The 12,564-nt window shown below is 65.6% G+C and carries 15 protein-coding genes; 4 read left to right on the forward strand and 11 right to left on the reverse strand.

The genetic code is table 11. The annotated features are described in order from the left end of the window. Positions 1–10 precede the first annotated feature (10 nt). Genes phnL through phnG form a run of 6 tightly spaced genes read right to left on the reverse strand, consistent with a single transcriptional unit; the run spans position 11 to position 4,600 of the window. Positions 11–709: a phosphonate C-P lyase system protein PhnL gene (gene phnL, locus GGD66_RS25210; RefSeq protein WP_177236880.1), complete on the reverse strand. Its 699-nt coding sequence runs from the start codon at positions 707–709 to the stop codon at positions 11–13. A 22-nt stretch (positions 710–731) separates the two neighbouring features. Further along, positions 732–1,529, reverse strand: a complete 798-nt coding sequence (gene phnK, locus GGD66_RS25215; RefSeq protein WP_183259314.1) for a phosphonate C-P lyase system protein PhnK — start codon at positions 1,527–1,529, stop codon at positions 732–734. Continuing rightward, positions 1,522–2,418 carry an alpha-D-ribose 1-methylphosphonate 5-phosphate C-P-lyase PhnJ gene (locus GGD66_RS25220; RefSeq protein ID WP_183259315.1) on the reverse strand — a complete coding sequence of 299 codons (897 nt, stop codon included), beginning with the start codon at positions 2,416–2,418 and terminating at the stop codon, positions 1,522–1,524. The genes phnK and GGD66_RS25220 overlap by 8 nt, the downstream gene beginning before the upstream one ends. Continuing rightward, complete coding sequence (locus GGD66_RS25225; RefSeq protein ID WP_183259316.1) at positions 2,415–3,518, reverse strand: carbon-phosphorus lyase complex subunit PhnI; 1,104 nt, start codon at positions 3,516–3,518, stop codon at positions 2,415–2,417. Before GGD66_RS25225 ends, GGD66_RS25220 begins: the two co-directional genes overlap by 4 nt. Positions 3,519–3,522: 4 nt before the next feature. Beyond that, positions 3,523–4,131 carry a phosphonate C-P lyase system protein PhnH gene (phnH, locus tag GGD66_RS25230; RefSeq protein ID WP_018321225.1) on the reverse strand — a complete coding sequence of 203 codons (609 nt, stop codon included), beginning with the start codon at positions 4,129–4,131 and terminating at the stop codon, positions 3,523–3,525. 4 nt (positions 4,132–4,135) lie between these two features. Beyond that, entirely contained in the window at positions 4,136–4,600 is a 465-nt protein-coding gene (gene phnG, locus GGD66_RS25235; protein ID WP_183259419.1) for a phosphonate C-P lyase system protein PhnG, read from the reverse strand. A 119-nt stretch (positions 4,601–4,719) separates the two neighbouring features. On the opposite strand from phnG, the gene phnF reads away from it, so the two are divergent. Further along, positions 4,720–5,448: a phosphonate metabolism transcriptional regulator PhnF gene (phnF, locus tag GGD66_RS25240; protein ID WP_183259317.1), complete on the forward strand. Its 729-nt coding sequence runs from the start codon at positions 4,720–4,722 to the stop codon at positions 5,446–5,448. 126 nt (positions 5,449–5,574) lie between these two features. Here phnF and phnE (GGD66_RS25245) read toward each other — a convergent pair whose 3' ends face one another. The 4 genes from phnE (GGD66_RS25245) to phnC all read right to left on the reverse strand — a co-directional run bounded on the left by phnE (GGD66_RS25245) (position 5,575) and on the right by phnC (position 9,184). After that, positions 5,575–6,423: a phosphonate ABC transporter, permease protein PhnE gene (gene phnE, locus GGD66_RS25245; RefSeq protein WP_183259318.1), complete on the reverse strand. Its 849-nt coding sequence runs from the start codon at positions 6,421–6,423 to the stop codon at positions 5,575–5,577. Further along, positions 6,420–7,304 (reverse strand): phosphonate ABC transporter, permease protein PhnE, encoded by an 885-nt coding sequence (phnE, locus tag GGD66_RS25250; protein ID WP_092251874.1) that lies wholly within the window; start codon positions 7,302–7,304, stop codon positions 6,420–6,422. The genes phnE (GGD66_RS25245) and phnE (GGD66_RS25250) overlap by 4 nt, the downstream gene beginning before the upstream one ends. A 71-nt stretch (positions 7,305–7,375) precedes the next feature. Next, complete coding sequence (gene phnD / locus GGD66_RS25255; protein WP_018321220.1) at positions 7,376–8,311, reverse strand: phosphonate ABC transporter substrate-binding protein; 936 nt, start codon at positions 8,309–8,311, stop codon at positions 7,376–7,378. Positions 8,312–8,374: 63 nt separating this feature from the next. Next, on the reverse strand, positions 8,375–9,184 hold the full coding sequence (gene phnC, locus GGD66_RS25260) for a phosphonate ABC transporter ATP-binding protein (protein WP_183259319.1): 810 nt from the start codon (positions 9,182–9,184) through the stop codon (positions 8,375–8,377). Between the two features lie 173 nt (positions 9,185–9,357). Here phnC and GGD66_RS25265 point away from each other — a divergent pair, with 173 nt between their 5' ends. From GGD66_RS25265 to GGD66_RS25275, 3 genes are read left to right on the forward strand one after another with little or no spacing between them, the layout of a single operon-like run. Beyond that, the gene (locus GGD66_RS25265; RefSeq protein ID WP_183259320.1) at positions 9,358–10,029 is read left to right on the forward strand and encodes a chloramphenicol acetyltransferase; all 672 of its coding nucleotides are present in this window, start codon (positions 9,358–9,360) and stop codon (positions 10,027–10,029) included. After that, positions 10,026–11,219 (forward strand): alpha-D-ribose 1-methylphosphonate 5-triphosphate diphosphatase, encoded by a 1,194-nt coding sequence (locus GGD66_RS25270; protein WP_183259321.1) that lies wholly within the window; start codon positions 10,026–10,028, stop codon positions 11,217–11,219. The genes GGD66_RS25265 and GGD66_RS25270 overlap by 4 nt, the downstream gene beginning before the upstream one ends. Before the next feature lie 18 nt (positions 11,220–11,237). After that, positions 11,238–11,936 (forward strand): DUF1045 domain-containing protein, encoded by a 699-nt coding sequence (locus GGD66_RS25275; protein WP_183259322.1) that lies wholly within the window; start codon positions 11,238–11,240, stop codon positions 11,934–11,936. A gap of 3 nt (positions 11,937–11,939) precedes the next feature. Here the strand turns inward: GGD66_RS25275 and GGD66_RS25280 are convergent, their stop codons facing one another. After that, positions 11,940–12,548, reverse strand: a complete 609-nt coding sequence (locus GGD66_RS25280) for a hypothetical protein (RefSeq protein WP_246788983.1) — start codon at positions 12,546–12,548, stop codon at positions 11,940–11,942. Positions 12,549–12,564 lie beyond the last annotated feature (16 nt).

The following is a 12,564-nucleotide window of genomic DNA, read 5'->3' on the forward strand; positions in this document are numbered from 1 at the left end:
TCCATTTCCTTCAGGCCGCGGCGGCAAAGCTGGTGACGTCGACGATGCGGTCGGCAATCAGATGACGGATTTCGTCGTCATGGACAATGGCAACCATGGCGACGCCCTGGCGCTTCTTCTCGGCGACCAGCTCGACCACGACCGCGCGGTTGGCGGCATCCAGCGAGGCGGTCGGCTCGTCCAGCAGCAGTATCGGCAGGTCCGAGATGAAGCCGCGCGCGATGTTGACGCGCTGCTGCTCGCCGCCGGAGAAGGTCGCGGGCGGAAGCTGCCACAGACGCTCGGGGATGTTGAGGCGGTGCAGCAGATCGCCGGCGCGGGCTTGCGCGTCGGCGCGTGGCATGCCGTTCACGATCAGCGGCTCGGCGACGACGTCGATAGTGGCCACCCGCGGCACCGCGCGCAGGAACTGGCTGACATAGCCGATGGTGGCGCGACGGACGTTGAGCACCTGGCGCGGCTCGGCGCTGGCGAGATCGATCAGCGCGCCGCGGTGGCGGATGCCGATGCGGCCGCTATCGCAGCGGTAATTGCCGAAGATCATTTTCAGGATCGAGGACTTGCCGGCGCCTGACGGCCCCGACAGCACGACGCATTCGCTCGCGTTGACCTGGAAGCTCACGCCGCTGACGACAGGCAACTCGATGCCGCCCTGCAGGTGCATGGTGAAGGTCTTGTTGGCATCGGTGACGTCGATCATGGCGGTCATTGGAAAGCTCATATTGAAAGGTTCATGGCGGCAGGATCGAGGAGACGAGAAGTTGCGTATAGGGCTCGCGGGGATCGTCGAGAACCTGGTCGGTGAGACCGGTCTCGATGACGCGGCCGCCCTTCATCACCATCACGCGGTGCGAGAGCAGCCGCGCCACCGCGAGGTCGTGGGTGACGATGATGACGGCGAGGTGCAGCTCGGCGACGAGATTGCGCAGGAGGTCGAGCAGGCGCGCCTGCACGGACACGTCGAGGCCGCCGGTCGGCTCGTCCATGAACACCAACCGCGGTTCGGTGACGAGGTTGCGCGCAATCTGGAGACGCTGGCGCATACCGCCGGAATAGGTCCGCGGCGCATCGTCGATGCGGGCGGTGTCGATCTCGACGCGGGTGAGCCAGTCGGACGCGGTCTCGCGGATGCGGCCATAGTGATTCCAACCAACCGCCATCAGCCGCTCGCCGACATTGGCGCCGGCCGAGACCGCCATGCGCAGGCCCTGGGCGGGATCCTGATGCACAAAACCCCAATCGGTGCGGTACAGGAAGCGCCGCTCGGCTTCGCCGAGCGTGGCGAGATCGCGGGCGACACCGTCGCGCATCCGATAGGACACGTGTCCGCCGCTGGCTGCGAGCTGACCCGACAGGAGCTGCAGCAGCGTCGACTTGCCCGAACCGGATTCGCCGACGATCGCCACCACCTCGCCGGGATAGAGCGAGAACGAGACGTCGCGGCAGGCTTTGATGCGGCCGAAGGATTTGCTGAGGGATTTTGCGATCAGCAGCGGCTCGTCGTTGTCGAGCAGGTCTTGATCAGCCATTTGACGTCTCCTGCGCCTTCTCCTTGTACGGCGCGGCGCTGAGGCTGCCGTGATGGCCGGCGGCCTGGCGGCTCTCGCAATAGTCAGTGTCCGAGCACACGAACATCCGTCCGCCCTTGTCGTCGGTGACGATCTCGTCGAGATAGGAATTCTCCGCGCCGCACAGCGCGCAGGGCGCGTTGAAGCGATAGGGCTCGAACGGATGATCCTCGAAATCGAGCGACACCACCTTCGTGTAAGGCGGGATCGCATAGATGCGCTTCTCGCGGCCGGCGCCGAACAATTGCAACGCCGGGCAATTGTCCATCTTGGGATTGTCGAATTTCGGCGTCGGCGACGGATCCATCACGTAGCGCGCGTTGACCTTGACCGGATAGGCGTAGGCGGTGGCGATGTGGCCGAAGCGGGCGATGTCCTCATAGAGCTTCACATGCATCAGGCCGTATTCGGCCAGCGCATGCATCCGCCGCGTCTCGGTCTCGCGCGGCTCGAGGAAACGCAGCGGCTCCGGGATCGGCACCTGATAGACCAGCACCTGGTTTGCGTGCAGCGTCGCCTCGGGGATGCGGTGGCGGGTCTGGATCACCGTCGCTTCGTCAGTTGCGGTCGTCGTGGCAACGCCCGCGGTCTTGGCGAAGAATTTCCGGATCGAGATCGCGTTCGTGGTGTCGTCGGAGCCCTGGTCGATCACCTTCAGCACGTCGGCGGGACCGAGGATCGCGGCGGTGACCTGCACGCCGCCGGTGCCCCAGCCATAGGGCATCGGCATCTCGCGGCTGGCGAACGGCACCTGATAACCGGGAATCGCGATCGCCTTCAGGATCGCACGGCGGATCATCCGCTTGGTCTGCTCGTCGAGATAGGCGAAATTGTAGGCGGGCGCGTTCATTCCGCGGCCTCCTTCATGGCATCAGGCGCCTGGGCGTCAGTGAATTCCTTGCGCAGCTTGCGGAGCAGGCCGAGCTCGGACTGGAAGTCGACATAATGCGGCAGCTTCAGATGCTCGACGAAGCCGGTGGCCTGGACATTGTCCGAATGCGACATCACGAATTCTTCATCTTGCGCGGGGGCGAGTGCCTCCTCGCCGAGCTCGCGGGCGCGCAACGCGCGGTCGACCAGGGCCATCGACATGGTCTTGCGCTCGCTCTGGCCGAAGGCGAGGCCATAGCCGCGGGTGAAGCACGGCGCTTCCGTCGCGGAGCCCTTGAACTGGTTGACCATCTGGCACTCGGTGAGCTCGATCGAACCGAGCGGCACGGCGAAGCCGACATCTTCCGCCGAAAATTCCACCTCGACCTCGCCGAAGCGGATCTCGCCGGCGAAGGGATGGTTGCGGCCATAGCCGCGCTGGGTGGAATAGCCCATCGCCAGCAAGAATCCTTCGTCACCGCGTGCGAGATTCTGAAGGCGCAAATCACGGTCCGCAGGGAAGTTCAGCGGCTCGCGGGTGAGGTCGCCGACGCTCGCGCCCTCCTCGGCCTGCGGCGAGGATTCGATCAGCCCGTCGCGGCCGAGGATGTCGGTCACGCGCGGCGTCGGCGCCGTCGAGGCCTCCGCCGTTGCCGGCGCCTCCGGCACGAAGCCTTGCGCGAGCGCGGGATCGAGCAGGCGATGGGTGTAGTCGAAGGTCGGCCCGAGGATCTGGCCGCCGGGAATATCCTTGAAGGTCGAGGACACCCGCCGCTGCACGCGCATCGCACCGGTGTCGACCGGCTCGCTCGCGCCGAAACGCGGCATCGTGGCGCGGAAGGCGCGAACCAGGAAGATCGCCTCGATCAAATCGCCGCGCGCCTGCTTGATCGCGAGGGCCGCGAGCTCGCGATCATAGAGCGAGCCTTCGCTCATGACGCGGTCCACGGCGAGGCCAAGCTGCTCCGAGATCTGGTCGAGCGTGACCTCCGGAACGCCTCGGTCGCCGCGCCGCTTGCCTGCGAGCAGGCGATGGGCGTTCTCGATGGCGCGTTCGCCGCCTTTGACTGCGACATACATGCTTCTAGCTTCCCTTGCTCACGATTCGCGTGGTGCGGGGGATCGCGACCACGGCATCATCGGCCACCAGCACCACATCGATGCCGCGCGGAAACAGCGCCTCGTTGATGTGCATACGCTCGAACAGATCGAACGGCTTGATCGACGCATTGAGCATGGCGGCGCCGTCGATGCCGGGACCGCGCAGCTCGAAGCTCCGTCCGGAGTCGAGGCTATCGACCTGCAGGATCACCGTGGTGGACCGATCCGGATATTCGCTGGTTCCGAGCGCGAAGCGTTCGAGCGGCGGCAGCGCACCGCCGTCGCTGATCAGCGCAAAACTCGCGATCGAGGAATCCTGCACCACGGGCGCGCCGGTGTGAAACTTCAGCCATTTCACCACGTTCGGGCTCTCCGCCAGCCGCGCGTCGAGCCAGAGCGGCGTGTCGTGGTCGAACAGCGTCAGCGCGATCGCGGCCGTGCCGCGCATCATCCTGTCGGGCGCCCCCGCCCCCGGTACGATGCGCTGGACCGAGCCCGGCCGCGCCATCGCGTCCATGACCGAGCGAAAGGTCGATTGCGCCGACAGCACCTTGTCGGCGAAGCCCGGCGGCAGTTCCGCAATCGTGGTCATGATCTCACCCCTCACCGCGCACCATGGTGTAGAAATCAACCTTCGTCGCAGCGGTCTCAGCCGCCGCCTGCTTGCGGCCAGCCATAAGCTGTTCACGCAACGGGGCGATAACGTCCCGCTCCACCACTCCGCCAAAATCCCTCGACTGCACCAGGGCGTCGCACAAAGCGATCAGCCGCGCTTTCTCGCCGTCGCGCCCGAGCGTGTAGCCGAATCCCACCTCGCCGCTCGCAAGCCGCACCGCGGCGCGCGACACCGTGGCTTCACCGAGATTGAACGGCGCGCCGTCGCCGCCGACCCGGCCGCGCAGCATGACGAGACCGTTTTCGGGCGCGCGCAAATCCTGATGTGCCGGGAGCGCCAAGTTGCGGAGGCGGGCGGCGATCTCGCCCGCCTCCGCGTGCGCCAGCACGGCCATGGCGGCCTGGCGCTGGGCTTGCTGGTTGTTGTGCAGGGTCACCTGATCCACCGAACCTTTGACAGAACTTGCCGCGCTGAAGTTGTCTATGATAATAGACAACTTCATACGGGAGCGCCATGACTGTTTCGTGACAAAGCTGTGATTTCTGGGCTAGGCTGGCCGGCGATATGAGCATGCAAGACACTGCGTCGTCCGGCGTCGCGCTATGGCGCCTCGTTGCCGACGGCATCGAGCGCGGCATCGCCGACGGCCGTTTCGCGGCCGGCGACAAATTGCCGGGCGAGATGGAGATCGCCGAAACCTATCGGGTGAACCGCCACACCGTGCGGCGCGCGCTGGCAGCGCTTGCCGAGCGCGGCCTGGTGCGCGCCGAGCGCGGCAGCGGAACTTATGTCGAAGCGCAGAAGCTCGCTTATCCCCTGCGCTCGCGCACGCGCTTCTCCGAGATCGTCGGCGCCGGTGGCCGCGAGCCGCGCGGTCAGTTGATCGAGGCGACCGACGATGTCGCGACCCACGAGCTGGCGCGTGAGCTCGGATTGAAGGCCGGCGCGCCCTTGGTGCGGATCGAGGCGATTCGCCTTGCCGACCGCACGCCGATCTGCGTCTCCACCACATGGCTGTCGGCGGAATTGTTTCCCGGCGCCGGTGCCGTGTTCGCGGCGACGCGCTCGATGACGAAGCTGCTGGAGCATTACGGGGTGCGCGACTATCGCCGCGGCGCGACCCGGATCACCGCCGGCATCGTCGACGCCACCGATGCGGCCCGGCTCGATCTCGCGCTCGGACGGCCGATCCTGGTGGTCGATGCCACCGACCACGATCTTGACGGCAAGCCGCTGATGACCAAGCATTCGCGCTTCGCCGCGGAGCGCGTGGAGTTTCTGGTGGAGTCGTAGGGGCTCTCTCCAAGAAACCGGAGCCGTAGGATGGGCAAAGGCGCACTTCGCGCCGTGCCCACGATCTTTCTCGATCGTTAAAAATCGTGGGCACGCTGCGTTTTGCCCACCCTACGGCACTTTTGATCAGGCCACGGCCCTGCGCCCAATGATCGCAAAGCGCAGCTTGCCCGAGATGAAATCGATCGCGGCGACGGCGACCAGGATCATCAGGATCAGGAACGACACCTTCTGCCATTCCAGCACGCGGATCTGCTCGGCGAGCTGCAGGCCGATGCCGCCGGCGCCGACGATGCCGATGATGGTGGCCGAGCGGGTGTTGGATTCGATGAAATAGAGCACCTGGCCAGCGATCACGGGCAGCACCTGCGGCAACAGCCCGAAACGGATCTCGTGCAGCGCACTGCCGCCGGAGGCGCGGATGCCCTCGACCTGCTTCTGGTCGGCGCCCTCGATCGCCTCCGAGAACAGCTTGCCGAAGGCGCCGAAATCCGACACCGCAATGGCGAGCACGCCGGCGAACGGGCCGAGCCCGACGACGTTGATCCACACCAGCGCCCAGATCAGCGTGTCGACACCGCGGATCGAATCCAGGACGCGGCGGACAGGAAAACGCAGGAGCTTCGACGGCACCACGTTGCGTGCCGCGAGCAGGCTGACCGGAAGCGCGAACACAGCGGCCAGCGTCGTGCCGAGCAGCGCGATCGACAGCGTCTCGCCGAGCGCCTTCAGATAGATCGGCAGTGAGGAGCCGGGATCGGGCGGGATCATCATCAAGGTGATCCAGCCGAGCTGGCTGAGACCTGCGAAGAAGCGCGACGGCGAGAAGTCGAGATCGACCAGGCCGTAAACGAGGATCGCGAACGCCGCGACGATCATCGCGGGTGTGGCAAGCCGCGCCGAGGCCGGCCGGTCGAACACATCCGGATAGCGCGCGCGAAGCTCTCGCGTGTCGACCGTTTGCCGCCTCGTCACGTCCGCGCCTCCTTGCCGAACAGGCGGCCGCGCAGCCAACCGGTGCTGATATCGATGATGAACACGGTGACGATGATGGTCAGCAGGATCGCGCTGACGTCCGAATAGTAGAATTTGCGGATCGCGACGACGAGCTCCTGGCCGATGCCGCCGGCACCGACGAAGCCCATCACGGAGGCTTCACGGACGTTGATCTCGAAGCGCAGCAGCGCGTAGCTCGCATAACCCGCGGTCACCTGCGGCACGACGGCGAAGCGCATGCAGGACAGCCAGCTCGCGCCGGTCGAGCGGATGCCTTCGACCGGCTTCATGTCGGCGTTCTCGACGATTTCCGAGAACAGCTTTCCGAGCGCGCCGGTGGAGTGGATCGCGATCGCGAGCACACCCGCCATCGGCCCGAGCCCGAACGCGATCACGAAGATCAGCGCGAAGACGATGCCCGGAACGGTGCGGGCGAACTCGAGCAGGCGCCGGACGACGAAGCGCAGCCAGGGTGCGGGCGAGGTGTTTTCAGCGGCGAAGAAGTTCAGGCAAAATGCCAAGGTCGCGCCGATCAGCGTGCCGACATAGGAGATCAGCAGCGTTTCGCCGAGCATCTTCAGCCATTTGCGCCAGCCCCAGAGCCATTCGCCGACATCGGTCCAGACGCGCTGGCCGTTGTCGAGCGTGAGGATGCGATCGAAATAGCTGATGAAATTGCCGAAATAGGTGAAGAGCGTGCGCAGATTCACTTCCGCGCCGATTCCCGCGAGAGCCAGCGCGGCGGCGAAGACCGCGATCCCCAACAGCAGGCGGAGCCGCCTGCGCCCGACCGCCTGGCGATAAGCGGCGTTGAGCACGGCAAGCTGCTGCTCGGGGAGGATCGAAACCGCTGTTGTCATCGGCCTGAGATGAGTTCCGTCAAAGAAAGAGCCGGGTCCAGGGACCCGGCTCCAGTTGCATCGCCCTGAGATCAGGACGCCTTCTTCTTACGCAGCGCATCGACGAACTTGATCAGCTCGATCGTGCCATCCCAGTCCTTGGTGGTGGCGGGATGAAAGCCCTTCTTCTGACCGTCGGAGAGGCGGTCGAACGCGGCCTTGTCCTTGGCCGGGGCGTCGAAGAACGCTTTCGCAATGGCAGCCTTGGCGTCTTCCGGCAGGTCGGAATTGTAGGCATAGGGGCCGTTGATGATCGGCGCCGACTTGTGGATGATGCGGAAGTCGTCCTTCTTCATCGCCGAACCGTCGGCATTCTTCAGCATGCCCTTGGTCAACATCTGCGCCAGCGTGGAATCGTCGTCGCTGGTCCACTGGTTGGCGGCAACGTCGACCGTGCCCTGCGACAGCGCCAGCATCGCGTTCTCGTGACTGCCGGTGAAGACGACCTTGCCGAAATAGCCGTCGGCATCGGGGATGCCCATCTTGTCCAGCTCGAAGCGCGGCACGTTGTTGCCGGAGGTCGAGTTCGGATCGACGAGGCCGAGGTTCTTGCCCTTGAGATCGTCGACCTTCTTGTAGGCGCTGCTCGCCTTGACGAAGAACACCGAGTAATAGCCGGTCGAGCCGTCGGCGTTGATGTCGTTGGCGAAGGCGTCGGACTTGACGCCGGTCAGGCGGGCGCGGGCGAACGAGGCCGAACCGTAGCTGGCGATGTGGATGTTGCCGGCGCGCTGGCCCTCGATGACGGCGGCGTAGTCGTTGGCGATGCGCAGCGTGACCTTCACGCCCAGTTCCTTGGAGAGATAGTTCACGAAAGGCGCCCAGCGCTCGGTGACGCCGGAGGCGTTCTCGGCCGGGACGACCGCAAAGGTCAGCTCGGGATATTTCGCCTTCCAATCGTCGGCGGAGGCGGAGGCGGTGAACGCGAGCGCGGCGGCGCCGGCAAGAATTAATCTGCGAGTGATCATGATACCCTCTTCATCCGTTGGGGTCGGTGGACGCAAAACTGGCAACAAAAGATGTGGCGCGGCTCAGGCGGCCGCGGCGGTTCCGAGCGCCGGAACGCCCTCGGGCGCCGGGACGGGCACGGTGCCCATGACGTCGGCGGCTTCGAGATCGTAGAGCTCGCGCGCGACGTGGTCGGTCAGCGCGGACGGCGCGCCGTCGAACACCACGCGGCCCGCAGCCATGCCGATCAGGCGGTCGCAATAGCTGCGGGCGAGATCCAGCGAATGCAGATTGCAGAGCACGGTGATGCCGAAATGCTTGTTGATGCGCAGCAGCGCATCCATCACGATCTTGGTGTTGCGCGGATCGAGCGATGCGATCGGCTCGTCGGCGAGGATGATGTCGGGCTGCTGCACCAGCGCACGCGCGATCGCGACGCGCTGCTGCTGGCCGCCGGAAAGCTGGTCGGCACGCTGGGCGGCGAGCGACGCGATGTCGAACTGTTCGAGCGCCGACATCGCCAGCGCCTTGTCCTGCTCGGGCCACACTTGCGACAGCGAGCGCCAGGCCGGCATCGTCGCCAAGCGCCCCATCAGAACGTTGGTGAGGACATCGAGCCGGCCGACCAGGTTGAACTGCTGGAAGATCATGGCCGACCGCGCTCGCCACTGCCGCAGCTCCTTGCCGCGCAGCGCGGTGACGTCAATGCCGTCAAACAGGATGCGGCCCTGCGTCGGCGTCGCGAGACGATTGATGGTTCGCAGCAGCGTCGACTTGCCGGCGCCGGACCGTCCGATCACACCGACGAAGCCGCCGGGGGAAATTTGAAACGAAGCGTCGTCCACCGCGGCTTTCGCGCCGAAGCGACACGTCAGACCTTCCACCACCAGCATGCGGGACTCCAGATTAGCTGGAGCCAACCGCTAACGCCCGCGCTTGACACTTGTGTGACACGGGCGTTGCGGTGCGGCGATCCTACACAGCTCATCCCCTGTCATCGCCGTGTCATGACATCGTCATCAAGCCGCTCGAAGAGGAACGCCCGCCCTCGCGCTTCGGATGCAACATGGCCGCCAAGATTCTCTCGGTCCAGCCGACCGTCGACCCCTCGGCCAAGCTGCACGAGACCAGGCTCGGCGCCTATACCGAGGTCGGCGCGCGCACCATCCTGCACGACGTCGCGATGGGCGATTACTCTTATGTCGTGAACGATTCCCAGATCACCTACACCACCGTCGGAAAATTCTGCTCGATCGCGGCGATGACGCGCATCAATCCCGGCAATCACCCGATGCACCGCGCGACGCAGGCGCATTTCACCTATCGCTCCAGCGCCTACTTCGACGGCGAGAGCGACGATGCCGAGTTCTTCGACTGGCGGCGGCAGCACCACGTCCATATCGGCCACGACGTCTGGATCGGTCACGGCGCGATCGTGCTGCCGGGCCGCAACATCGGCACCGGCGCGGTGATCGCGGCCGGCGCCATCGTCACCAAGGACGTGCCGGCCTACACCATCGTCGCCGGCAATCCCGCCCGCATCGTGCGGCGGCGATTCTCCGAGGAGATCGCCGGACGGCTCGCGAAGCTCGCCTGGTGGGACTGGGATCACGACAAATTGCGCGAAGCGCTGCCCGATTTCCGCAAGCTCGGGATTGAAGATTTTCTCGCGACATACGAAGCACGGGCGACTCCCCAGACCAGATCCCTTACCAGCAAACGAAACGCGGTCGCGTGACAGACATTTTCCTTGAAGGCGGCCGGGCCCTGATCGGCACTGAGGTCGTCGAATCGTCATTGGCGGTGTCCGGACAGGACATCGCCCAGATCGATGCTTCACGGGGCCGGGCGCGGCTGGCGATCGATGCGCGCAACCTGCTGGTGCTCCCCGGCATCGTTGACCTGCATGGCGATGCTTTCGAGCGGCAGATGATGCCGCGCGCCGGCGTCGACTTCCCGATCGATGTCGCGCTCGCCGACAGCGACCGCCAGGCGATCAGCAACGGCATCACCACGGTGTTTCACGCCACGACTTGCTCGTGGGAGCCGGGCCTGCGCAGCGCCGACAATGCGCGCGGCCTAATGGAGGCCATCGAGCGGCAGCGCCCGCAATTCGCCGCCGACACCCGCTTCCATCTGCGGCACGAAACCTACAATCTCGACGCCGAGGCCGAGATCAGCCAATGGCTCACCGAGGGCCGCGTCGATCTGTTCGCTTTCAACGACCACATGGATGGCACCGTCGCCGACATGGCCAAGCCGCGCAAGCGCAACCGCATGGTGGAGCGCACGGGGCTTTCAGCTGAGGAATTCGACCGGCTGGTCGAACGCGTGGTCTCGCGCGCCGACGAGGTGCCGGCTTCGGTTGCGCGTCTGGCCGCCGCGGCGCGCGCGGCCGAGGTGCGGATGCTCTCACACGATGATGCGACGCCGGCGATGCGCCAGGAGTTTCGCGATCTCGGCGCTGACATCGCGGAGTTTCCGATCAACGAGGAGACGGCGCGGGCGGCAGCAAGCCACGGCGACGCCATCGTCTACGGCGCGCCCAACGTCGTGCGCGGCGGCAGCCACACTGGCTGGACCAAGGCCTCCGACATGATTGCCAAGGGGCTCTGTTCCGTGCTGGCCTCGGACTATTATTATCCTGCGCAGCTGCTCGCAGCGTTCCGCCTCGCCGCCGACGGCGTGCTGCCGCTGACGGACGCCTGGAATCTGGTCTCCGCCGGCCCGGCGCGCGCCACCGGTCTTGCCGATCGCGGCGTGCTCGCGGAAGGACGCCGCGCCGATATTCTGCTGGTCGACGACACCGTGCCGCTGCGGCCACGGCTGATTGCGGTGATCGCGGGCGGAAGGCTTGTTCATCTCACCGATGCTACGCGGGTGCTCACTGCTATGGCGACGCCGCGCGAGACTGTCGTCGCGGCCTAAATTGGTTATGCTGAGGCGATGACAGGTTTCCCCCGCTACGCGATCTATTTTGCCGCCGGCAGTGATAGCGCCCTCTCCCGCTTCGGTGCCGAACTGCTCGGCTACGATGCCTACACCGGCAACGAACTGGCCTTTCCCGCCGACGCATTGCGCGTCGCGCCGGACTGGCGTGACGTCAGCGCCGATCCCCGCAAATACGGCTTTCACGCCACGCTGAAGGCGCCGATGGCGCTCGTATCAGGCAGGACCGAAGCTGAGCTGATGGCCGCCTGCGCCGCATTCGCCGGCAAGCCTCGGCCGCTTCCCGTGATCCTGCCGGTGGTCGATTCCATCAGCGGCTTCATCGCCGTCATTCCAGCCGAGCCGGTCGAGGCGCTCCAGCAACTCGCCGCCGATTGCGCCCGCGATTTCGATTCCTTCCGAGCCGCGCTGTCGGCGGACGACCGCGCGCGACGCAAACCCGAGAAGCTGAGCGAACGGCAGCGCGACTATCTCGACCGCTGGGGCTACCCTTACGTGATGGAAGAATTCCGCTTCCACATGACGCTGACCGGGCGGCTGGATGCCGAGCGCCGCGGGCCGATCCTGGAGATGCTGCGGACGCGGTTTGCAGCGCTGGGGATCGAGACGCTGGCGATCGACCGCATCGCGCTGTTTCGGCAGGATGATGCATCGGCAAGATTCCACATCGTCGACGAGTGGCCGCTGGCGCGATAGACCTCAGCGCCAGCTCGCAAGATTCAAGCCGAGCGCCACCGCGCCAACCAGAACGAGGCTGGCCGCCCAGACTGCATCCAGATTGAACCAGCTTCGCGAGACGAACTTCAATCCAAGATGGCGGTAGACCAGCCACGCCAGACATCCGCCGGCGCCGACCATGGCGGCGACGTGCACCAGGGACACCAGCAGCGCCATCCCGAGACTTGTCTTAAAAAGACTTGTCTTCATCAGCGCGCCGGCCGCCTCATGGCCGGCATCGAATTCGAAAGCCTGGCAGAGCCCGAGATAGATCGGCACGAGCATCAAGGCGGCGCCGTGAGCAATGGCGACGGCAAATGACCAGAGCGCCAATTGCGTCGGCGGAATTCGTGCCAGCGCGCGTGGATGACGCCGCGCGATCAGCCGATAAACGCCGAAGCCGACGACGAGAAGGCTCGCGCCAATCTGGATCGAACGCTGCCACTCGACCAGCACCAGCAGGAACGCGAACGGCAGCAGCACGAGAAATGTTGCCAGGAGATGCCCGGCCGCCAGAGCCCACAGCGCACGGAAGAGTGCGGATGGACTCTTGTCCATGAGCCCGGCCGAAACGGCGAGCGGCCATCCCATCCCCGGATTGACGCCG

The sequence above is a fragment of the Bradyrhizobium sp. CIR48 genome (assembly GCF_014198315.1).
Taxonomy (GTDB): Bacteria; Pseudomonadota; Alphaproteobacteria; order Rhizobiales; family Xanthobacteraceae; genus Bradyrhizobium.